The following is a 21,523-nucleotide window of genomic DNA, read 5'->3' as shown; positions in this document are numbered from 1 at the left end:
TAGTTATCCCTTTATTGGGAGCAGCAAAGAAGGTATTTGAAATAATATAAATAAAAATAAATTATGTTAACATCAACGTTTTTAATAATGGGATTAGGTGGGCAGGAGCTTATCATTATCGTAGTGATAGTGCTATTGTTGTTTGGAGGTAAGAAAATTCCTGAATTAATGAGAGGCCTTGGAAAAGGCGTAAAGGAGTTTAAAGACGGTCAACGTGAAGATAATTCTGAAACAAAAGACTCTTCGACTACCACTAATAACAAAGACACTGTAAATAACGGGTAGTACTATTCGTTACAAGAGGGTAATGATATACCTATTATATCATTACCTTGTTTTTCAACCTTTTTCAAAAATTAGGCTAGTTGATTTTTGGAACACCGAAATTGTAATCATGCGAAATCTGCTGCAATCCATTTACTTAAGGAATCACATGTGGACTCGTTTTTTTTTGTATTAAATCAAACTTATGATTAAAATGAAAGTAGTAACCTTGTCATTAGCGGGACTGCTATACTTGTCAACCGCCAATGCACAAAGTTTACCCTCTTCATCGTTAAAAGGAGAACTTCAATCTTCTCTTTTACAACATTTAGCAGATGAAAATACACAAATCTTAAGAGAGCTGGACAGCATTAAATTTGTCAACGCTGGCGAACGCGATGTCGATGATGTAGTCTTTGACATCCAAGACGTAGGAATGGTCCGTAAGCTGTTGGCGTTGCAAAAAGAAGTACCCCTAAATTACAATGCTCAGGTCCGTAATTATATTGAGCTCTATAGCTCGAAAAACTATAAGCCCCACATGGGGCGGATGTTAGGACTTGGACAGTACTATTTTCCGATATACGAAAAGATATTTAAGGAAATGGCCGTTCCGGAGGAAATCAAGTATTTATCTATTGTGGAATCAGCACTCAACCCCCAAGTTGTATCCAGAGTAGGTGCTACTGGCCCTTGGCAGTTTATGTACGGAACTGCAAAGCTCTATGATTTAGCAATGGACAATTATGTCGATGAGCGCAAAGACCCATATGCCTCCAGTTATGCCGCTGCTAAATATATGTTGGAATCCTATAAAGAGTTCGGTGATTGGTTGGTCGCTATTGCTTCTTACAATTGTGGAAAAGGTAATGTGAAACGTGCAATCGCAAAATCCGGTAAAGACAATCCTAATTTTTGGGAAATATCCCGTTTCCTACCCAAAGAGACGCGTAATTATGTTCCTGCATTTATTGCAATGACATATATGTTTGGCTATATTGAGGAAAATGATATTATCCCATCCACTCATGACTATCATCTTGCAACTGATGTCTTGATGGTCGATAAGTTTTTAGGAATGGATAATATAGCCGGAGCTTTGAATATTCCAACAGCTTCTCTGAAACTGTTAAATCCAGGCTATAAGAAGGGAATTGTTAATGGCACCGTAGAGGTTCCTAGACGATTGGTGATACCCAAGATGGAAGATATGGACCAAGAACATCTCTATGCTGCTTTGAACACACCTCTGGCTGTTCCAGTAGCCATTGTCGAGGCCGCTAACGATGATCTTCGAGTCGCTGGAAGCGGTGCTGTGGGAAGATATAAGGTCAAAAAAGGAGAGACACTTCAGCGAATAGCCGACAAATTCGGTGTAAGTGTCCACAATTTAAAAGCATGGAATGGATTAACATCCAGTCGTGTTGCTGCTGGTAAATCATTAATAGTGTCTAATAGCAGCGTGAACAAGCAGTTGGCCAGCACGGTAAGTAAAACCTCAAAAAGCAAAAAAGAATCTAGTAGCACCTATCTGAGTTACGTGGTTAAAAAAGGAGATACACTTTCAGGCATAGCGAGTAAATATAAAGGAGCGACTGTAACAAATATCAAATCCACCAATGGATTGAATAATTCAAAACTAAAGCCAGGGATGAAACTTCGTATCCCTCAAAAATAAATGTAAAATATATCATTTATCTAGAGATGCAGCTCGGCTATGTAAGCCAAGCTGCATCTTCTGTTTTGTCGTATTCCTCCAATGTGACTTCCACTTGCTCTTTGAGTATCGTAGATAATTTAAGACCATAATAGTCACTAAATATTGGAAACTTATGATGACTTCTGTCAATCAATACGGCAGTGCGCATTTTTTTGAGGGGGACATCCAAGAATACACCGAGTGCGTAAGCCAATGTGCGGCCACTATTCAAGACATCATCCACAAGAATCACTACTTTATCTTTGGCATTGGAAGCTGGAATATCGGTGTCGCCATCTAATTTTCTACTTGTCTTGTTAACCGTTACCTTGATTAATTCAATGCTTTTATCAGGAGCTAGCTCCACGAGAATTTGCTGTAAGCGTTGAGCAAACACGTATCCTCGGTCTGCAATACCTACTAAGACGATAGCCTTCTCTTCAAAATTGTCTTCCACGATTTGATAAGCAATGCGAATTGACTTTTGTTTTATCTGTTCTTTGTCTAAAATAAGGGTCTTTTTTGAGGGCATATCAGTTCAAATTTTACAGAGGTAAACTTAGAAAAAATGCTTGGTATTCACAAACAGAACATAGTAAGCATATGTGTGCTATTGAATGCAAGTACGAGGAAAGACACCATGCTAAATAGAGAGTCGGCTGACGTTGCCGGAGGGGAAGGTTGGCAATTGTGGATACTTTTTTTACTGAAGATGTACAGGAGGGAGGTGCAAACTCTTCTAAAGGAAATAGGTCCGATTGCTTTGGCAATCGGACCTATTTTATTGTTTGCGATAATCTAGTTGAGCTTCGCTTTTCTTTCTTTCAATAAATCAGCTGTAAGGACTCTTCCAATGTCTTCCGCGTTCTCTACAGGCATTCGACCACCATTGTAATAATACCTTTTCCAGTACGCTTCGTTTAGGTTGCTGATCATTACGCCTTTGCTTGAAGAAGCATGTGCAAATTTATCATCTCCTAGAAATACACCTACATGCGTAATATTACGGCTTCTAATCTTGAAAAAAACCAAGTCTCCAGCTTTAAGTTCATTTTTACGTACGGGGTCTACCTGTGTATAGATATTGCGACTGTTGTATCCGATAGAGGTGTTGAATACTTGGTCATAAAGCTCATATGCAAATTTAGAGCAATCAATACCACGCTTGGAATCTCCACCTAAGCGGTAGGGAGTTCCAATCCAATCATAAACAAATTGATACAGTTTGGTATTTGTCGTAGCTGAAACGGCTACACCCATGATTTGTGAAAAATATTCTTTTGCTAAGTTATCAGGATCGGCAGATTCTGATTTGGAAGTGGTTTTTGTTGATTGTGCCTGCGACACTAGACATAAGCCTATAAATAGCAATGACGCTACTATTTTCTTTGTTTTCATTAAATCGCTTTTAAATACAACTTTAAACTTTTACAGCAGCAATGTATGTTTTTTCATACACCACTGTCGCAAATCTAATGCATAATACCATTGCATCCAAATATTTTGACTTAATTTTAACATACCTTTAACCTTTTTTAACAAATCAATTGCAGTCTACAAAAGCAATATTTAACGTTCATATCTATGAATACATTACCAAAGCAAGCTTTTAATGCCAAAATGATAAAAAAAATAAAATATCTTTGAATATTTCAAAAATAATATACTACCTTTAGCCTCAGTAAAGAACAGAAATGAAAATTAACACTATTATTACATCGATTATTATTACCACCGGGATTATATATTCGGAGGAAGTAGTTTCTATGTATTGAAAAGTGTACATTAAATATTAAAGAAAACGCCTTCCTCCGAAAAGAGGAAGGCGTTTTTTGCTTTAAAAATCATCTAAACAGTTATATATAATATGAAAGTTCTAAAATTCGGAGGCACTTCAGTAGGTTCAGCAGAAAGTATCCGCTCTGTTTTGCAGATTGTATCCGCAGCTCAGCAAGCTGGTGAACAGCCATTGGTCGTATTATCGGCCATGTCAGGAGTCACTAATTTATTGACCAAGATGGCAGAGGAAGCTGCTGAGGGAAAGCCGTTCGAGGAAGGGATGAAAATCCTGGAAGACAAACACTTTGACGTAATCCGAAAATTGATTAGTGTCAAATTCCAAAATCCAGTGTTTACCAAGTTGAAATTATACTTCAATGAAATCGAGGATTTGCTACAGGGGATCTTAGCCCTTCGCGAGCTCAGTAATCAGAGTAGAGACCTCGTAGTAAGCTATGGCGAACGTTGTTCTGCATTTCTAGTGGCCAAGATTGCTGCCCAGGAGATTGAAGAAGCTACCTTTATAGATGCTTCGCACTACATCAAAACAAATTCAAATTTCGGTAACGCCAGTGTACAGGATGTGCTCACTAATCAGTTAATTCAGGCCTTATCCCATTCGCATGCGGACAAATTAATGTTTGTAACCGGATTTATTGGATCTAACGATAAAGGAAGAATCACCACGTTAGGGAGAGGCGGCTCCGATTATACGGCTGCTATTTTCGGGTCGGTACTGAATGCATCTGCTATAGAAATCTGGACAGATGTCAATGGGATGCTCACAGCTGATCCACGAATTGTAAAAAAAGCTTTTTCATTACCAGTATTATCTTATACTGAAGCGATGGAGTTATCTTACTTTGGTGCCAAGGTTATCTATCCTCCAACAATGATACCTGCATTCTTAAAAAAAATACCCATTATTATCCGAAATACATTTCAACCTGAATTTGAAGGAACCATCATTCAGTTTGATAGCGGGCAGACATCGTATCCAATCAAGGGTATATCATCAATAAGTGATATTTCAGTCATTAATTTGAGTGGCTCCGGGATGATTGGTAAGTCAGGTTTCAGTGGTCGTCTCTTTACACTATTAGCTCGCGAACAGATAAATGTGGTCTTGATTACGCAGTCCTCTTCCGAGCACAGCATTACATTTGCAGTCCATCCAGATGATGCATTAAAGGCCGTTCAGTTGATCGAAATCGAATTTGAGTTAGAACTTGAGGCGAATAAAATTTTGCATCCAGAGATAGAAAGCAATCTTTCTGTATTGGCCATCGTTGGCGAGAATATGAAAAAGACCCCTGGTATGTCAGGCAAGTTGTTTTCAGCTTTGGGTAGAAATGGGATTAATGTACGTGCAATAGCACAAGGGTCTTCCGAGTTTAATATTTCAGTTATCATATCGAAAATAGATCTTTCCAAAGCACTGAATGCTGTACATGATGCTTTCTTTGCTGAACTGAAAAAGACATTACATGTCTTTAATCTAGGAACTGGAAATATTGGCGCTACGCTATTTAAGCAGCTTGATAGCCAACATGGATTTCTGTTAGAAAAAAATGATATTGAAGTCAAGGTAGTAGGAATCTCCAACAGTCGCAAGATGTTGTTTAAGGAAAACGGAGTCGATCTAAATGTGTGGGAATCTCAGTTGAACGATGATGGTATAGAAGCTGATCTCTCTCTCTTCATTGATAAGATGAAAGATATGAATCTTCCAAATTGCGTCTTTATCGATAATACAGCCAGTTCAATCCCCTCGACCCATTACGAAGATATTTTTAAGGCTAATATATCAATAGTCACCTGTAATAAAATCGCAAATTCGGGCAAATATAGTCAATACAAGCTCCTACGTGATACCGCTCATCAACATGGTGTAGACTTTTTTTACGAAACGAATGTTGGTGCCGGCCTGCCTATAGTCCGCGTGTTGAAAGACTTGATGATGAGTGGTGACCGTATTGTTAAGATTGAAGCCATCCTATCGGGTACGATATCTTATATCTTTAATAATTTTAAAGGAGATGCCTCTTTCTACGACGTCGTCAAACAAGCGCAAGAATTGGGGTATACCGAGCCTGATCCTCGTGATGATTTAGGAGGAGTAGATTTTATGCGTAAGATGTTAATATTAGCGCGTGACGCAGGCTATACCCTAGAAGCCGAAGATGTCGACCTTGGCGCTATTTTACCAGCATCCTGTCTTGCCGCTGAGAATGTGGACTCATTTTACGAGGAACTTCAGAAGGAAGATGCATACTTTGAAGCGTTAAAATCAAAGGCTCAAACCGAAAATAAGGCGATTCGCTATATTGGTAAGCTTGAAGATGGTCAAGTCAGCATCTCTGTACAGTTCGTAGGCCCAGATCACCCTTTTTATTCTTTATCAGGAAGTGACAATATTATATCCTTTACTACCGAACGTTATAAAGAACGGCCGTTGGTCGTAAAAGGACCAGGGGCAGGGGCTGAGGTTACGGCAGCTGGTGTATTTGCAGATCTGGTCAATGTTGGAGCTTGATATAAAAGTTAAGTAGTTTGGATCACATCAATCGACGTCCTACTACTGTCTAAATGCTAATATCTAAATACTAAAAACTTATAATGGAACTATCGCAATTAAAAAAAGATATTGATCTATCCCTGATCTTGGATGAAGTGAAGGTATTCGCACCGGCCACCGTTGCCAATATGATTTGCGGATTTGATATCCTAGGTTTTGCGCTGAATGAACCAGGAGATGAAGTTGTAATGACGCGTCGTAGCGAACCTGGAGTAGTCATTACAGAGATAACAGGTGACGATGGACGACTACCACTAGATCCTCAAAAAAATACCGTTTCAGCTTCGGTGCAATCTTTATTACGCAACCTGGGGTTGGAACATGAAGTCGGTGTCGAGATCAAGTTGCACAAGCATATGCCTATTGGTTCAGGTTTAGGTTCCAGTTCGGCCAGCACTGTTGCGGGGCTATTTGCCATCAATACGCTATTAGGAAGCCCGCTTTCGCGCGAAGAGCTTCTGCCATATTGTGTAGAGGGTGAACGACTCGCCTGTGGTACTGGACACGCTGACAATGTGGCGCCAGCCCTATTTGGTGGTATTACTCTTATTAGAGGCTATGAACCTTTGGACGTAATCCCACTGCCAGCACCCAAAGAACTGCATGTCGGAGTTATCTTCCCTCAGGTAGATGTCCCTACACGTGATGCACGGCAGTTAATCAAGGAGAAAATATATCTAAAAGATGCTGTTGTACAATGGGGAAATATCGCTGGACTGATAGCCGGATTGTACGAAGAAGACTATGATCTTATTGCTAGAAGTATGCAAGACGTACTGATTGAACCCACTCGCGCAATTTTAATCCCTCAATTTTACGAAATGAAAAGAATAGCAATGGAGGAGGGGGCACTTAGTTTTGGTATATCGGGGTCAGGTCCTTCTGTTGTAGCGGTTACTCGGGATGCGCATATTGCACAAAAGATAACAGAGAAGATTCAGCAACATTTGAGCGAAGCTGAAATCGAGAGCTATGGTTATATCTCAGCTGTCAATGTGGATGGTCCCAGAATACTAGGCTAATGGTGTACATGGACTAGAGGGGGCGAATAACCGCTGAGTTTACTCGTCACCGACCGAACTATGATAGGGTCATATTCTAGTGAGGCTAACACTTATTAATAACCGAGTGTAACGAGCTCATTAATACAATTTGAAGCTAACACTCATTAATAACCGAGTGTAACGAGCTCATTAATACAATTTGAAGCTAACACTCATTAATACTTAATTGCAATGAAATTATATAGTACCAATAATAAAGAGCTAAGCGTTTCCTTTAAAGACGCTGTCTTTAATTCTCTACCCGCGGATAGAGGCCTTTATATGCCAGAGCATATTCCGCAGTTGGATCCGATGTTTATCCGTAATATCCAACAGTATTCCTTGCCCGAGATAGCATTCCATGTTGCACATGCATTAATTGGTAACGATATCCCAGAAGCAGATTTGAAAAAGATTGTTAACGAAGCTATTAACTTTGACGCTCCAGTACGTTTTCTAAATAAAGATACAGCCGTTTTGGAACTCTTTCACGGACCATCTTATGCGTTTAAAGATTTTGGAGCGCGGTTCATGAGTCGTGTCATGGGATATTTTTCCAAAGCAGATGATCAGTTGTTGGATGTTTTGGTTGCTACCTCAGGCGATACGGGAGGAGCTGTGGCCTTAGGATTTTTAGGAGTAGCCGGTACACGTGTCACGATTTTATATCCCAAAGGAAAAGTTTCAGAAGTGCAAGAATTACAATTGACTACGAATGGACAAAATATTAGGGCGATAGAGATTGACGGCACATTTGACGACTGCCAGGCCTTGGTAAAAAGAGCCTTTAACGATGTTCAACTCAACAGCGAATTGAGGTTGACTTCTGCCAATTCAATCAATATCGCTAGACTAATTCCACAGACTTTTTATTATTTTTATACATATGCGCAACTCAAGGCGCAAGGAATCAATGAAATCGTCTTCACCGTTCCTAGTGGTAACTTTGGAAATATTGGAGCAGGTCTATTAGCTTATAAAATGGGACTGCCAGTCAAACATTTTGTTGCAGCTACCAACGTAAACGATACCGTTCCGAGATTTTTGAAATCGGGCAAATATGAGCCGAAGCCCTCTGTGCAGACATTGGCCAATGCTATGGACGTCGGCGACCCTAGCAACTGGGTACGTATTCAAGATTTGTTTGATCAGGACCTCGATCATCTGAAAAAAATGGTCACGTCATACACCTATGATGATGCGACGACAAAAGATGCAATGGAACAATTGTTTAGAGAATACAACTATGTGGCTTGTCCGCATACAGCAATTGCATGGGTTGCATCGCAGGCATATGCACGAGAGCATCCTGGACAATATGCGTCAGTCTTTCTCTCGACTGCACACCCTTGTAAATTTCCAGATGCTATCGCACCAGATGCATTCGAGCAAATTGAATTTCCCGAAGGAGCAAAGGAATTGACAGGAAAAGAGAAATTGGCAGAACATATGTTAGTGGACTATGATGCTTTCAGACGCTATCTAGTCGAAAATAGATAAGAATAAGGAAAGCTTACTCTTGTAAGCTTTCCTTATTTTACTGACTCACCGGCAATTTGATATCGATATTAACGAGTTCTCCTACACCATTTTTTAGGAGCCCGTAGTCCGTCCTGTTGATTTGGAAGCTTCCCGAAAATTCGCCTTTATTTTGATTAGAATGGAAGCTGAAGGGAATCTGTATTCGTTTGGTAGTATCTTTTATCTTCAAATCTCCTTCTACAATATAGCCCGATCCTGACTTTTGAAAGTGAGTAGAAGAGAAATATATCTTGGGATAAGATTCGCTATCAAAAAAACTCTTGGCCTTTGCATGATTGTTTTTTAACCAAATCCCGGTGGCAATAGTATTTACATCTACACTAACCTTAATGTTGGACTTGTCTAAGTTTTGCTCATCAAATAAAATTTGGCCCTCTAGCCCCTTCATGGTGCCATTGGCTTTATCCGTCTTGAAACGAATGACATAGTCATCTTCCATTATTTTCCAAGAGGTATATACATGGATGGCCAAAGCCAAAGAGACGGAGGTAAGGATTGTGAGGACAAGAGTGAACAACTTTTTCATGGTGTCTGGGACTATCTGATTCAACAAACAATTATACATAGATTTTGTGTTGTCCAGTCAATATTTTTGACAACTATTTTTGACTAGTGTAATTTAAGGCATGGAGCGCTTTTTTATATAAATGAAAACACAATCTTATGTAATAATCTATAAATTAAAACCTAAATTTGCAGCGATGAAATCAATTCCCTCTAATCAGGCTAGTCCTTCTCTTCCTCAGAAGTAAGCTGGAGATAGTCTATAAGAGAGATATAACATGATGAGAATTGGTCTGGTACCTCTTCCGAAGGAGACGAGTTCGGGGAGTCATCATGGATCAAATATAAGATGCTAATGAAAAAGGTAATCCTGCATAAAGGAAAAGATAAAGCCGCATGGCAGCTACATCCATGGGTGTTTTCGGGTGCTATCAGCTCGCTATCCGATAAAATTGAAGATGGGGAGGTTGTCTCTGTGTTTAATATCGCACAGGAATTTATCGCCTATGGAATTTTTCACAATAATTCACGGGTAGCCGTACGATTGCTAGAATGGCATCCCGATAGAGAAATAAACGAACAATGGTGGCGCAGTCGTATACAAAACGCATGGAGACAAAGACAGCATCTGCTCGTTGAAGGCGTGACCAATACTGTCCGTTTAGTCTTTGCTGAAGCTGATTTTATTCCAGGATTGATTGTCGATAAGTATGGCGAGTATATCGCAATACAAGTTCATGCGGCAGGTACAGAAATGGTGAAGACAGTCATTATCGACGAGTTGAACTTATTATTGAAACCCAAAGGTATTTATGAACGTAGTGATCTCAAATCAAGAGAATACGAAGGTCTACCTGATACAAACGGACTCTTGTTTGGCGAGCTACCTCCCGAATTTGTCGATGTTGTCGAAAATGGAATTCATTATAAAGTCAACATTATAGACGGCCAAAAATCGGGCTTTTATTGTGATCAACGAGAAAATAGACTGTTGACCGCCCAATATACTCACGGTAAAAAGGTTTTAGATTGCTTTAGTTACTCTGGAGGCTTTTCCTTAAATAGTTTGCAACAGGGAGCTGCTGAGGTGACCTCTGTTGATAGTTCTGCATTAGCATTAGAGACATTAGAACGCAATATTATCGCCAATGGATATGATAAAGACAAGCAAACCTCTATCTTGGCCGATGTCAATAAGCAATTGCGCACTTTTATAGACCAAGAGCGAAAATTTGATGTGATTGTCTTAGATCCGCCAAAGTACGCCCCGTCAAGATCATCTCTGGAAAAAGCTTCTAGAGCATATAAAGATTTGAATAGAAGAGGGATGATGTTGCTGGAAAGCGGCGGTTTATTGGCCACTTTCTCTTGCTCAGGCGCCATGGATCTCGACACCTTTAAACAGGTTATTGCTTGGGCTGCATTGGACGCAGGGAAAGAAATCCAATTTATACGGCAATTTCATCAACCCGAGGACCACCCCGTTCGTGCTTCGTTTCCGGAAGGCGAATACTTGAAGGGGCTCCTAGTGAGAATACTTTAGTCATATTTTGAAAGGCTGTTTGATAGACAGCCTTTTGTTTTTTTTATAAATTTTTAAGTGTATGGTTTCAAATTTTAAAAACAGTAAACCTGTTTTTCCGATTCTTTTTGCAGTCAGTTTCATTCATTTACTTAATGATTTCGTTCAAGGGATCATTCCTTCGGTCTATCCGCTTTTAAAAGACGAGCACCACCTTTCCTTCTCTCAGATTGGGATGATTACTTTTGTTTACCAGATCGCAGCATCCATATTCCAACCAGTAGTGGGGTCTTATACAGACAAATACCCACAACCATATTCGCAGATGATTGCTATGGCATTTTCCCTTGTAGGCTTGGTTCTATTTGCGCAGGCCCACAACTATGAGATGATATTAATCTCAGTTTTCCTAGTAGGAGTAGGCTCGTCCATATTTCATCCCGAATCCTCTCGCATGGCCTATATGGCATCTGGAGGAAAGCGAAGCTTGGCACAATCCATTTTTCAGATCGGTGGAAATGCGGGAACTGCACTTGCGCCAATATTAGTTGCTTTTTTTATCTTACCAAAAGGACAAGATGCCATCATCTGGTTTGCAATTGTTCCAATATTAGGGAAGGTAGTAGCGCTTTATATTGGTAGATGGTATAAAGTAAAAATAGCCGATCGCACAGCTGTCAAAAATAAGGTGGTATTGGCGCCGGATCTGCCCAATTCAAGAGTGATTATGTCTGTAGTAGTATTGCTCTTACTTATTATTTCCAAGTACTTTTATATTGCAAGTATTACCAACTATTTCCAATTCTTTACGATGGAAAAATTCGGAATATCTGAAGTACAGGCACAAGTCTTTTTATTCTATTTCTTGATTGCCGTAGCAGTGGGTACATTACTTGGTGGGATATTCGGCGATCGCTTTGGTCGAAAATATGTCATTTGGTTCTCAGTGCTGGGGGTTGCTCCATTCGCATTGGCACTGCCATATGTCGATTTTACAACTACGGGAATTTTGATTGTTATTATTGGTTTAATCCTTTCCTCAGCTTTCCCTTCTATTATTGTATATGCACAAGAGCTTCTACCTAAAAAGCTAGGAATGATATCTGGACTGTTTTATGGATTCGCTTTTGGTATGGGAGGATTAGGTTCTGCGCTACTAGGATGGTATGCTGATCATACATCCATAGCGTTTATCTACCAGATATGCTCCTACTTGCCATTGATTGGTATCGTTGCTTACTTCTTGCCGGACCTTCAGCGTACACCTCATAAAGAGGTAGAGCTATAAAATAAGAAAGCGGAGCTAAGCTCCGCTTTCTTATTTTATAGCTGCCAACCAAGTTTCGGCCATCAAGGATGCACCTGCTAGGCTGGTGTGGACACCATCGGTGGTCCAGTAATCTCCTGGAGATTGTAGGAGAGCTTTGTCGAAGGCACTTTGATAAGGAACAAAGGTAGCTTTAAACTCAGTCGCGATTTCTTTGCAAGCTTGCTGATAGCCCAAAAATTTGGGATACCAAGCGTCTGTGACGTGTTTGACGTTCTTAACTCCGAAAGGCTCTCCAATAATGAGCTGGACATTTGGCAATTCTTGTAAGGTGCCATCCAACAATTTTTGATATTGACTCTTAAATTGTTCAGAGGTATTGCTTGCTCCACTGTCCATTGTTCTCCAAAAGTCATTGACACCTATAAGGATACTAAGGATGGTCGGTTTTAAGTCAATGGCTTCCTGTTGCCAGCGTCCTTGTAAATCTGGTACGCGGTTACCACTGATTCCTTTGTTGTAAATCTTAATGTGCTTTGACGCGTGTTGTGAAAGTAGCTTTCCCGCAGCTAGAAGAGCATATCCGTTGCCAAATGCGGATGTATCATTGGCAGCACTATTGTCCCTCTTGCGTCCAGCATCGGTGATAGAGTCACCTTGAAAAAGGATGATATCATTTTCTTTAATAGCTATTTTTCCCTTTTTGTTCATGGAGTGTTCTTCAGCATGTAAGAACGAGCTACTCATCAGGGCAGCGCCAGTGGCAAATAAACTTCTAGTAATAAAAGATCTTCTGTTCGTATTCATTGATATAGGTTTGAGTAAACCTAAATTAGCAAAAATTAACCGTAAATATCGATTCCTTTTAAAATTACTGCGCAAGCAGCTTCGATTTGCTCCTTGGTAATTGTTAGAGGAGGGGCTATGCGAAGGGCTGTCTCACAGTGCAGGTACCAATCTATCATCACGCCATTTTCAGCTGCGTATTTGCTGACATGGTATACTTGATCAAAGGTCTCAAGTTGGATGCACATCATCAAGCCGAGGCCTCGGATTTCCTTAATTTTTGAATGCGATAGGAGCTCCCGAAACAATTGGGCCTTATCAGCCACCTGCTCAATCAGCTTTTCATCCCGTATCACCTCTAGAGAAGCTTTAGCGGCAGCACATGATACAGGATGCCCTCCAAATGTAGTGATATGTCCAAGCATTGGATTGTCCTTGATGACATCCATAATCTGTTTCGGAGCGACAAATGCCCCCAGCGGCATTCCTCCACCTATGCCTTTGGCTAGCATCAAAATATCGGGCACAATGCCGAAATGTTCAAAAGCAAATAATTTACCCGTACGACCAAATCCAGTCTGTATCTCGTCAAATATCAACAAGGTTCCAGTTTCATCGCAACGCTTTCGAACAGCCTTCATATAAGCCATATCAGGTACCCTGACACCAGCTTCACCCTGGATAGCTTCCAGTATCACGGCCGCGGTTTGGTTTGTGATGGATTCAAGGTCTTCTTGCTGATTGAAGTTAATAAAACTTATTTCAGGTAGGAGTGGAGCATATGCTTGGTGATACTCCTCGTTCCCTATAAGGCTCAATGCTCCTTGCGTACTTCCATGATACGCCTTCCTCGCAGCAATGATTTGACGTCTGCCTGTATATCGCTTGGCGATTTTCATTGCGCCTTCAACAGCTTCAGCTCCGCTATTGGTAAGGTATACAGATTGAAATGAGTGAGGCAAGGTTGCTAACAAATCCGTCGCAAACTGTACCTGTGGAGCCTGGACAAATTCGCCATACACGGTGACATGTAAGTACTTTTCCAATTGCGCTTGTATCGCTTGTATTACCTTGGGATGTCGATGACCGATATTACTGACGTTAAATCCAGATACCAGGTCCATATATTTTTGCCCTTCTGGACCATATAAATAAATTCCTTCAGCCCTTTCTATTTCGACCATACGAGGTGATGTGGACGTTTGGGCGGTATTCATTAAGAAGAGTTCGCGATTACTAAGCATATTGATTTAATATTTAAATGAAACCTTCAAGATTCCCTCGCTACAAGATTGCGATGCCTATGAAGATATTAAAGACCTATATACATCATCTTTTGAGATATAGATGTTCAGAAAAAAAGAAGAAGCCCTTTGGACTTCTTCTTTGTATTTTTATCTACGCTATTTATGTCGATTTTGCCATTCTTTATAGAGGAGCTCTCTGAAATTTTGTTCGATTTCAAAAAATTGAGAGGCTCGAGAGTTCCCAATAATTTTGGCGAATTGAGCTCGATATTCTTTTTTGATTTCTAACTCCTTAGCATCATAGGCTAGTACGTCCTGTGTTCCTCCCTGTCGAAAACCATTACCCCTACTAGGAGAACTTTGTTTTGGGCCAGTTTTTTGATTACGTATTCTCCACATCTCTTGAGAATAGTCATTGTATATAGGAAAGAATTGCTGCGCTTCTGTCTTACTTAGTTTAAGCTCTTTTGTTATATAGGCAATTTTTTCATTTTCAATGGCTTTGAAGCGTTCGTTATCACGCTGTGCTTGAGCAGACAAAGTCAAAAGAAATACAAAACAACATGTTGCTATTATATTTTTCAATTGTAACATCACTTATAATGTATAATTTAAATACTCTTCTAAATCTTCTTTATCAATCTGTTTACCAACACCTTCCGAATCATTGGGTTGATAGATGTACTGTGTGAAGTAAACCATATCATCGCCATTGGTAGTTGCGGCAAGATAATTCATAATCTCATCATCCGAAATATTAGACAATATCGTTTCGGAAGCCAGGTTGCTTTCCTTGGATTCTTGTAGTCCGAAAAAGGCGCTTACACTTAATATAGCCACTAGACAGGCCGCAGCAGCATATCGTATCCAATTGCTATTGTTTAACCGTCGGACAGGAGTAACAATCTCTTCCTTCGGAACTGTTGCTTTTCTCAAATCAGCTGACAGCTTATCAAAGTAAGTAGCAGGTATTGCAAATCCATCTTTAACTACACCCCCAGTCATCTGGTCAAGAGCAACATTAGCCAATACAGACTGAGTGAGTTGATCAAAATATCCATTAGGAATATCGAATCCGTCAGCCTGTACTTTGTCTTTCAACTCTTTTTCGACTATTCTCGAGGCAATGTTATCTTGAAGCGTATCAAAGTATTGATTGGGTACCGTAAAACTTTCTTCTTGCGCAGATTGTAGCAACTGGTCCATTGAGACAGCAGATAGAATACGAGATTGCAAATCGTCAAAATATCCACTCGGAACTTGAAATGTTTTCGGTTGGATATCTAAATTATGGACAAGTTTGATTTGGGAAAGAATATTGGACTCAAGGTTATCGAAATAACCTGCGGGTACGATGAAAGGATTTACACGTAAATATTCAGGAAGATTATCTCCCTCTGAATGATGTTGATATGTGGTGTTTTCCTTCATGGTAATAGTATAGAGTACACTAAGCGCAAAAGGTTTAATCGTGGGTGTTAAAAAAATGCTCTATTTTTTTAACGGCCAAATGGTATGATGCTTTTAGAGCCCCCACACTTGTTCCCAATACATCCGATATCTCTTCGTATTTCATGTCATCGAAATACTTCATATTGAATACCAATTTTTGTTTTTCTGGCAACGTTAGCAAGGCCTGCTGAAGTTTCAACTGCGCCTTGTCACCGTTAAAATAGCTGCCATCCGCAAGCGAATCCGCTAAATAAGCAGACGTATCGTCGTCTAACGATACATTCTGCTTTTGCTTTTTCTTATTTAGGAAGGTGATACATTCGTTCGTAGCAATGCGGTACAACCAAGTGTATAATTGAGAATCCTCTCTAAAATTTCCTAAATTGCGCCACACCTTGATGAAGATATCTTGAACCACATCATCTGCATCGTCATGGTCGATTACCATCCTTCTCACATGCCAATAAATTTTTTGCTGATATTTCTTCAACAATAGTCCAAATGCCTCTTCACGAGTATGTTCGTCAGCAAATTTCGAAATTATTAAAGCATCTTCCATATATTGACGTTGTGGACTTTATTATTTTCTTTTTATTACTTTTTGAGCAGCGGCAACAATAGCGTCTGCATTCAATCCGTATTTTTCCATAAGTTGAGCAGGGGTACCCGACTCACCAAAACTGTCGTTGACCGCAACGTACTCTTGTGGGCTAGGAAGATGTTTAGCCAATACTTGAGCCACGCTGTCACCCAATCCACCAAGACGGTTGTGCTCTTCAGCAGTGACGACACATTTTGTCTTGCCAACAGACGCTAAAATAGCTTCTTCATCTAAAGGTTTAATCGTGTGGATGTTAACAATCTCGGCACTGATGCCCAATTCCGCCAGTTTTTCCCCAGCTTGGATAGCCTCCCATACTAAGTGTCCAGTTGCTATAATCGTGACATCTGTACCTTCGTTCAACAGGACCGCTTTTCCAATAACAAACTCTTGGTCAGCAGGAGTAAAGTTAGGTACTACAGGACGTCCAAAACGTAAATAGACCGGACCCTGATGTTTGGAAACAGCTATAGTAGCAGCTTTAGTTTGATTGAAATCACAAGGGTTGATGACGGTCATTCCTGGCAGCATTTTCATTAAGCCGATATCCTCTAAGATTTGATGAGTAGCACCATCTTCACCCAAAGTCAATCCAGCATGTGAGGCCGCAATCTTAACATTTTTGTCTGAATAAGCAATAGACTGACGAATCTGATCGTAGACACGACCTGTTGAAAAGTTAGCGAAAGTTCCCGTGAATGGAATTTTTCCACCAATAGTCAATCCTGCTGCAATACCCATCATGTTCGCTTCTGCGATACCAATTTGGAAGAAGCGCTCTGGAAATTCTTTTATGAAGTCGTTCATTTTTAGTGAACCGATTAAGTCAGCACATAGCGCCACAACATTTTCGTCTTGCTTACCTGCTTCTAATAATCCAGCTCCAAATCCCGAACGTGTGTCTTTTGATTCTGTGTATGTGTATTTTTTCATTCTTTTAATATCGAGTAGTTAGTATGGAGTAGTTAGTAGTTAGATTCCAGTAAATGTGTTAAAATACAAATGCTAAGTACTAATGTCTAAATACTAATATCTGGTATAATTAATAATCTCCTAAAGTTTCCGTTAATTGACCTAATGCAGATGCCAATTGGTCATCATTTGGAGCGACCCCATGCCACTTGTGAGAGCCCATCATGAAGTCTACACCATTGCCCATTTCGGTGTGCAGGAGAATAACAACTGGCTTTCCTTTTCCAGTACGCGATTTCGCTTCAGCAAGTCCAGCCACTACTGCAGTCATGTCATTACCTTTTTCAATTTCCATGACATCCCAGCCGAATGCTTCCCATTTAGCACGAAGGTTACCCAAGGAGAGGACCTGGTCCGTGGAGCCATCAATCTGCGCTTTGTTATAGTCAACAGTAGCAATCAGATTGTCGACTTTATTATGTGGAGCATACATCGCAGCTTCCCATACTTGACCCTCTTGAAGTTCCCCATCTCCCATCAATACATACACAAGGTTACTATCCTTGTTTAATTTCTTTGCTTGTGCAGCACCAATAGCTACCGAAAGACCTTGACCCAATGAACCAGACGCAATACGGATACCCGGAAGGTGCTCGTGTGTAGTCGGGTGTCCTTGAAGACGAGAGTTGATTTTTCTGAAGGTGGCTAGTTCACTAATTTCAAAATAACCAGCATGCGCCAAGGTACTGTAGAACACTGGTGAAATGTGGCCATTCGACAAGAAAAATAAATCTTCCCCGATTCCATCCATATTGAAAGATGGATCATGTTTCATGGCATTGAAATAAAGCGCCACAAAATAATCGGTACAACCCAATGATCCTCCAGGGTGTCCTGACTGACATGCGTGTACCATACGTACGATGTCACGTCTTACTTGTGATGCGATTTGTTCTAGTTTGTTTATATCTGCACTCATTTTTAAATATATGGTTTTCACAACTTTCGCAAAGTTAGTCATTTTTAACAGAGTAGGTCGATTAAATATGAATTTATTGCTTCCCTTTAACTTCAATAAAGAGTCTCCCGCAAAACAATACTCACCTAGGTATCGTGCATCCCTTCCTGTGGTAATTTACTTTTTCGGATACAATGGTCAGAAGTCCATTACTGGTCGATTTTATCCTTCAAAGACGATTTTGTTCTTCAATCCTATCAATGGTCTTGTTGTTCTTGATGGTTGGGTTCCCAAAGTTAAATCGGATTGTGGCGCTCACCTTTTGGGTATCTTGATAATCGATGATTATATCACCAAGCCCTGCGACCCCGAAGAGCTGGTGCTGCGTATCCAAAATATATTACGTAGAAGTCATACACTAACACCCCCGAATGAAATCCATATCGGAACCTATGTCTTGAATCAAGCCAATTTTGTATTGATTCATGAAAATGAAACTTTTCGATTGACCGAACGAGAGATGCATCTGTTGAGTTATTTATGGGCACGTAATCACCAAGTTGTAACTAGAGAACAGATTCTGGAAGAAGCATGGATGTTTTCATTAGTAGATTGCGCAAGTATCTAATTCATGATACAGCGCTAGGTATACATGCTGTAAGAGGGATAGGATTTGATATTAGACGCTAGATCTTAATTGGTCTTATCTAATTTCTTCCAATAGTCAAGTATCCTGTCTTTTATTACCGCTGGTAACTTATCAAAATTATCCGAGTAATAATTTTGTATATATTGATCTTCAGCTTTGGATTCAATGGTGTAAAATTGTCGTTGATGAAATAGCAATAGGAATACGGATTGTTGTTTGTCGAGGTTGGAGGCATCATTTTTTGAAAAAATAAACAAACTTTCAGGAGTATGGTCTTTATCGGCATCAAAGAATGCTTTACGATTGCCCCATGTCATCAAGATCGAATTAGGAAAACTAAATCCTCGTTTGCATTGTATCTGCCAAACATTGTCTTCTTTCATAAACTCCTCCGCATAAAGAGAGTCTGCGGTTTCACCTTTTTCATTTTTAGAGAAGATGTATAGTCTATTCCCTTGCATTGTCTCAACAGCATCCACCGTCATTATCCTAGTGCCGCTATAAGCAACCTTATTTCGATCGATAGTTGACTTGTTAACATGCACAAGAGTAACCTGCGCCAAGAGAGCGTTTCCTAGGAGCAGACCAACCAAAAGAAAATAATATTTAATGATGTGCATATGTGGTGTTATTAATGAAAGAAGGCTAAATCATTGATTTAGCCTTCTTTCATTTCATGCAGTTTACATTGCTTCTGCAACAACTTCCTCTACTTCAGGGACCATTCGTTTCAATAGCCCTTCAATACCCGATTTAAGCGTAATCGTTGAAGATGGACAACCACTGCATGAACCTCTTAATTCCACAGTCACCGTACCATTTTCAAATGATTTGTACGCGATGGCTCCTCCATCTTGTTCAACAGCCGGACGTACATAGTCGTGTAATACCTGCTGGATTTTAACCTCTACCTCTGTTCCTTCAAACTCAACATCTTCGTCATGATGCACTTCTTTTACCGCAAGTTCAGATTCTACTGCTCCTTTGATAAAGTCTTTTAAGATGGCTTCAATATCATCCCACTCAACACCATCGGATTTGGTTACTGTTACAAAATTGCTGGCGAAAAAAACACCATTTACAAAGTTGAATTTAAATAATTCACTAGCAAAAGGAGACTCTTGCGCCTTTTCCTTATTTGCATAGTCTAAACTTCCATTGATCAACAATTTGTTGACCAAAAATTTCATTGTCGCTGGATTCGGAGTTGTTTCCGTATATACGTTTATGGTTGCCATAGTTTTACTCTCTATAATAGTCTAACAAAGATAGGGGTTTTCAACTTGCCTACCCGTCATTAAAGCGTCAAAGCTTATAGTTGCACTCCAGTGTAAGTGGAGGGGGATATCGCCTTCAATTCCGCTTTTACCTCCGCACTAACATTCAAGTTCTCTACAAATTCAGCGATTGTTTCAGACGTGATATGCGTATTTGTACGGGTCAAATCTTTCAATGCTTCATATGGTTTAGGGTAACCTTCACGTCTCAATATCGTTTGAAGTGCTTCCGCAACTACCGCCCAATTCTTTTCAAGATCTTCTTGAAGTGCTTTCTCATTCAAAATTAATTTACGAAGGCCTCGCAGTGTCGATTTGATTGCAATCAACGTATGTGCAAACGGAACTCCGATATTTCTCAATACTGTCGAATCTGTCAAATCACGTTGTAAGCGAGAGATTGGGAGTTTGGCTGCCAAATGCTCAAACAGTGCATTCGCCAAGCCCAGGTTTCCCTCTGCATTTTCAAAATCAATCGGATTCACTTTATGCGGCATCGCTGAGGATCCAATTTGACCCGCGGTGATTTTCTGCTTGAAATAATCCATTGAAATATACGTCCAAATGTCTCGAGATAAATCGATAATAATGGTATTGACCCTTTTTAGTGCATCGCAGCTAGCCGCGAAGTTATCGTAATGTTCAATTTGGGTAGTTGTTTGAGAGCGGTCCAGTCCCAATACGTTGTTCACGAAATTGTTTCCAAAGTCTACCCAATTGTGGGTCGGGTAAGCAATATGATGTGCATTAAAGTTACCTGTAGCCCCTCCAAACTTTGCGGAGTATGGAACAGCGATGAGCAACTGAATTTGCTTCTCGATACGCTCTACAAACACTTTGATTTCTTTTCCAAGTCTCGTTGGTGACGCCGGCTGTCCATGTGTCCGGGCCAGCATAGGAATATTTGTCCATTCGTCAGAAAGAGCACGGAGCTCGTTTGTTAATTCTTCGATTGCTGGAAGATAACTGTTTTGGATTGCCTCTTTCCAACTATAAGGAATTGCCGTATTGTTGATATCTTGAGAAGTAAGGCCAAAATGGATGAACTCCAAAGAGTCATGCAAGCCAAAAAGCTCAAATTTGTCTTTAATGAAGTATTCTACAGCTTTTACGTCGTGATTTGTGATTTTCTCTTTATCCTTTATCCACTGGGCATCTTCAATTGTAAAATTACGATAGATATCTCTTAATTTTTCATTTAATGAACCATCAAAATGTTGGAGCTGTGGAATACCTGAAGTCGTCAACGAAATGAAGTATTCAATTTCGACAAGCACGCGATATTTTATTAAAGCAAATTCCGAAAAGTAAGCTGCGAGTTCATGTGTTGCGTTATAGTAGCGGCCGTCTACAGGAGATACGGCAGTAAGGGAAGATAAAGCCATCTTAGTCAAGTTATTTTGACAAAATTAGATAAAATGCTTGGCAATCACGAATATCTCT

21 protein-coding genes are annotated in these 21,523 nt (G+C 40.1%); 8 read left to right on the top strand and 13 right to left on the bottom strand.

All coding sequences use genetic code 11. From position 1 onward, the window contains the following. Positions 1–63: 63 nt before the first annotated feature. Together OQ289_RS17755 and OQ289_RS17750 are read left to right on the top strand one after the other, a co-directional pair. Positions 64–285: a twin-arginine translocase TatA/TatE family subunit gene (locus OQ289_RS17755; protein WP_270088168.1), complete on the top strand. Its 222-nt coding sequence runs from the start codon at positions 64–66 to the stop codon at positions 283–285. Positions 286–478: 193 nt separating this feature from the next. After that, complete coding sequence (locus tag OQ289_RS17750; protein ID WP_270088167.1) at positions 479–1,942, top strand: lytic transglycosylase domain-containing protein; 1,464 nt, start codon at positions 479–481, stop codon at positions 1,940–1,942. 37 nt (positions 1,943–1,979) lie between these two features. On the opposite strand, the gene OQ289_RS17745 is transcribed toward OQ289_RS17750, so the two are convergent. Both OQ289_RS17745 and OQ289_RS17740 read right to left on the bottom strand, forming a co-directional pair. After that, on the bottom strand, positions 1,980–2,495 hold the full coding sequence (locus OQ289_RS17745; RefSeq protein WP_270088166.1) for a phosphoribosyltransferase family protein: 516 nt from the start codon (positions 2,493–2,495) through the stop codon (positions 1,980–1,982). Positions 2,496–2,761: 266 nt separating this feature from the next. Next, the gene (locus OQ289_RS17740) at positions 2,762–3,361 is read right to left on the bottom strand and encodes a C40 family peptidase (RefSeq protein ID WP_270088165.1); all 600 of its coding nucleotides are present in this window, start codon (positions 3,359–3,361) and stop codon (positions 2,762–2,764) included. Positions 3,362–3,830: 469 nt separating this feature from the next. Here OQ289_RS17740 and thrA point away from each other — a divergent pair, with 469 nt between their 5' ends. The 3 genes from thrA (at position 3,831) to thrC (ending at position 8,863) form a co-directional block, all read left to right on the top strand. Next, positions 3,831–6,278, top strand: a complete 2,448-nt coding sequence (gene thrA / locus OQ289_RS17735) for a bifunctional aspartate kinase/homoserine dehydrogenase I (RefSeq protein WP_270088164.1) — start codon at positions 3,831–3,833, stop codon at positions 6,276–6,278. 83 nt (positions 6,279–6,361) lie between these two features. Further along, complete coding sequence (locus tag OQ289_RS17730) at positions 6,362–7,342, top strand: homoserine kinase (protein WP_270088163.1); 981 nt, start codon at positions 6,362–6,364, stop codon at positions 7,340–7,342. 213 nt (positions 7,343–7,555) lie between these two features. Next, positions 7,556–8,863 carry a threonine synthase gene (gene thrC, locus OQ289_RS17725; protein WP_270088162.1) on the top strand — a complete coding sequence of 436 codons (1,308 nt, stop codon included), beginning with the start codon at positions 7,556–7,558 and terminating at the stop codon, positions 8,861–8,863. Between the two features lie 37 nt (positions 8,864–8,900). Here thrC and OQ289_RS17720 read toward each other — a convergent pair whose 3' ends face one another. Continuing rightward, positions 8,901–9,431: a YceI family protein gene (locus tag OQ289_RS17720; protein WP_033564165.1), complete on the bottom strand. Its 531-nt coding sequence runs from the start codon at positions 9,429–9,431 to the stop codon at positions 8,901–8,903. A gap of 333 nt (positions 9,432–9,764) precedes the next feature. Here OQ289_RS17720 and OQ289_RS17715 point away from each other — a divergent pair, with 333 nt between their 5' ends. Both OQ289_RS17715 and OQ289_RS17710 read left to right on the top strand, forming a co-directional pair. Beyond that, complete coding sequence (locus tag OQ289_RS17715) at positions 9,765–10,952, top strand: class I SAM-dependent rRNA methyltransferase (protein WP_270088161.1); 1,188 nt, start codon at positions 9,765–9,767, stop codon at positions 10,950–10,952. A 61-nt stretch (positions 10,953–11,013) separates the two neighbouring features. Further along, entirely contained in the window at positions 11,014–12,219 is a 1,206-nt protein-coding gene (locus OQ289_RS17710; RefSeq protein WP_270088160.1) for an MFS transporter, read from the top strand. A 30-nt stretch (positions 12,220–12,249) separates the two neighbouring features. On the opposite strand, the gene OQ289_RS17705 is transcribed toward OQ289_RS17710, so the two are convergent. The 7 genes from OQ289_RS17705 to OQ289_RS17675 form a co-directional block, all read right to left on the bottom strand. Continuing rightward, positions 12,250–13,005, bottom strand: a complete 756-nt coding sequence (locus OQ289_RS17705) for an SGNH/GDSL hydrolase family protein (protein WP_270088159.1) — start codon at positions 13,003–13,005, stop codon at positions 12,250–12,252. 35 nt (positions 13,006–13,040) lie between these two features. Continuing rightward, positions 13,041–14,228 carry an aspartate aminotransferase family protein gene (locus OQ289_RS17700; RefSeq protein WP_270088158.1) on the bottom strand — a complete coding sequence of 396 codons (1,188 nt, stop codon included), beginning with the start codon at positions 14,226–14,228 and terminating at the stop codon, positions 13,041–13,043. 159 nt (positions 14,229–14,387) lie between these two features. Continuing rightward, positions 14,388–14,825: a hypothetical protein gene (locus OQ289_RS17695; RefSeq protein ID WP_270088157.1), complete on the bottom strand. Its 438-nt coding sequence runs from the start codon at positions 14,823–14,825 to the stop codon at positions 14,388–14,390. Between the two features lie 3 nt (positions 14,826–14,828). Next, a complete protein-coding gene (locus tag OQ289_RS17690; protein ID WP_270088156.1) occupies positions 14,829–15,662 on the bottom strand; it encodes a hypothetical protein in 834 nt (277 codons plus the stop codon). Positions 15,663–15,696: 34 nt separating this feature from the next. Beyond that, positions 15,697–16,242, bottom strand: coding sequence for an RNA polymerase sigma factor (locus tag OQ289_RS17685; RefSeq protein ID WP_270088155.1), 546 nt, complete (start codon positions 16,240–16,242; stop codon positions 15,697–15,699). A 21-nt stretch (positions 16,243–16,263) separates the two neighbouring features. Next, complete coding sequence (locus OQ289_RS17680; RefSeq protein ID WP_033564172.1) at positions 16,264–17,217, bottom strand: transketolase family protein; 954 nt, start codon at positions 17,215–17,217, stop codon at positions 16,264–16,266. A 109-nt stretch (positions 17,218–17,326) separates the two neighbouring features. After that, complete coding sequence (locus OQ289_RS17675; RefSeq protein WP_270088154.1) at positions 17,327–18,175, bottom strand: transketolase; 849 nt, start codon at positions 18,173–18,175, stop codon at positions 17,327–17,329. A 67-nt stretch (positions 18,176–18,242) separates the two neighbouring features. On the opposite strand from OQ289_RS17675, the gene OQ289_RS17670 reads away from it, so the two are divergent. Next, positions 18,243–18,782, top strand: coding sequence for a response regulator transcription factor (locus OQ289_RS17670; RefSeq protein ID WP_270088153.1), 540 nt, complete (start codon positions 18,243–18,245; stop codon positions 18,780–18,782). 65 nt (positions 18,783–18,847) lie between these two features. Here OQ289_RS17670 and OQ289_RS17665 read toward each other — a convergent pair whose 3' ends face one another. The 3 genes from OQ289_RS17665 to purB form a co-directional block, all read right to left on the bottom strand. Then, complete coding sequence (locus OQ289_RS17665) at positions 18,848–19,423, bottom strand: hypothetical protein (protein WP_270088152.1); 576 nt, start codon at positions 19,421–19,423, stop codon at positions 18,848–18,850. A gap of 63 nt (positions 19,424–19,486) precedes the next feature. Continuing rightward, positions 19,487–20,041 (bottom strand): NifU family protein, encoded by a 555-nt coding sequence (locus tag OQ289_RS17660; protein WP_270088151.1) that lies wholly within the window; start codon positions 20,039–20,041, stop codon positions 19,487–19,489. Positions 20,042–20,115: 74 nt separating this feature from the next. Further along, positions 20,116–21,465, bottom strand: coding sequence for an adenylosuccinate lyase (purB, locus tag OQ289_RS17655; RefSeq protein ID WP_270088150.1), 1,350 nt, complete (start codon positions 21,463–21,465; stop codon positions 20,116–20,118). Positions 21,466–21,523: the final 58 nt, after the last annotated feature.

It is taken from the genome of Sphingobacterium sp. SYP-B4668, assembly GCF_027627455.1.
Taxonomy (GTDB): domain Bacteria; phylum Bacteroidota; class Bacteroidia; order Sphingobacteriales; family Sphingobacteriaceae; genus Sphingobacterium.
The sequence above is the reverse complement of the archived record's forward strand: the minus strand, read 5'-3'. Positions and strand labels throughout refer to the sequence as shown.

Excerpts from the sequence above, each read along its gene's own strand:
- OQ289_RS17755 (WP_270088168.1), top strand. The coding sequence starts at position 64 with ATGTTAACATCAACGTTTTTAATAATGGGATTAGGTGGGCAGGAGCTT.
- OQ289_RS17750 (WP_270088167.1), top strand. The coding sequence starts at position 479 with ATGAAAGTAGTAACCTTGTCATTAGCGGGACTGCTATACTTGTCAACC.
- OQ289_RS17745 (WP_270088166.1), bottom strand. The coding sequence starts at position 2,495 with ATGCCCTCAAAAAAGACCCTTATTTTAGACAAAGAACAGATAAAACAA.
- OQ289_RS17740 (WP_270088165.1), bottom strand. The coding sequence starts at position 3,361 with ATGAAAACAAAGAAAATAGTAGCGTCATTGCTATTTATAGGCTTATGT.
- thrA (WP_270088164.1), top strand. The coding sequence starts at position 3,831 with ATGAAAGTTCTAAAATTCGGAGGCACTTCAGTAGGTTCAGCAGAAAGT.
- OQ289_RS17730 (WP_270088163.1), top strand. The coding sequence starts at position 6,362 with ATGGAACTATCGCAATTAAAAAAAGATATTGATCTATCCCTGATCTTG.
- thrC (WP_270088162.1), top strand. The coding sequence starts at position 7,556 with ATGAAATTATATAGTACCAATAATAAAGAGCTAAGCGTTTCCTTTAAA.
- OQ289_RS17720 (WP_033564165.1), bottom strand. The coding sequence starts at position 9,431 with ATGAAAAAGTTGTTCACTCTTGTCCTCACAATCCTTACCTCCGTCTCT.
- OQ289_RS17715 (WP_270088161.1), top strand. The coding sequence starts at position 9,765 with ATGAAAAAGGTAATCCTGCATAAAGGAAAAGATAAAGCCGCATGGCAG.
- OQ289_RS17710 (WP_270088160.1), top strand. The coding sequence starts at position 11,014 with ATGGTTTCAAATTTTAAAAACAGTAAACCTGTTTTTCCGATTCTTTTT.
- OQ289_RS17705 (WP_270088159.1), bottom strand. The coding sequence starts at position 13,005 with ATGAATACGAACAGAAGATCTTTTATTACTAGAAGTTTATTTGCCACT.
- OQ289_RS17700 (WP_270088158.1), bottom strand. The coding sequence starts at position 14,228 with ATGCTTAGTAATCGCGAACTCTTCTTAATGAATACCGCCCAAACGTCC.
- OQ289_RS17695 (WP_270088157.1), bottom strand. The coding sequence starts at position 14,825 with ATGTTACAATTGAAAAATATAATAGCAACATGTTGTTTTGTATTTCTT.
- OQ289_RS17690 (WP_270088156.1), bottom strand. The coding sequence starts at position 15,662 with ATGAAGGAAAACACCACATATCAACATCATTCAGAGGGAGATAATCTT.
- OQ289_RS17685 (WP_270088155.1), bottom strand. The coding sequence starts at position 16,242 with ATGGAAGATGCTTTAATAATTTCGAAATTTGCTGACGAACATACTCGT.
- OQ289_RS17680 (WP_033564172.1), bottom strand. The coding sequence starts at position 17,217 with ATGAAAAAATACACATACACAGAATCAAAAGACACACGTTCGGGATTT.
- OQ289_RS17675 (WP_270088154.1), bottom strand. The coding sequence starts at position 18,175 with ATGAGTGCAGATATAAACAAACTAGAACAAATCGCATCACAAGTAAGA.
- OQ289_RS17670 (WP_270088153.1), top strand. The coding sequence starts at position 18,243 with ATGAATTTATTGCTTCCCTTTAACTTCAATAAAGAGTCTCCCGCAAAA.
- OQ289_RS17665 (WP_270088152.1), bottom strand. The coding sequence starts at position 19,423 with ATGCACATCATTAAATATTATTTTCTTTTGGTTGGTCTGCTCCTAGGA.
- OQ289_RS17660 (WP_270088151.1), bottom strand. The coding sequence starts at position 20,041 with ATGGCAACCATAAACGTATATACGGAAACAACTCCGAATCCAGCGACA.
- purB (WP_270088150.1), bottom strand. The coding sequence starts at position 21,465 with ATGGCTTTATCTTCCCTTACTGCCGTATCTCCTGTAGACGGCCGCTAC.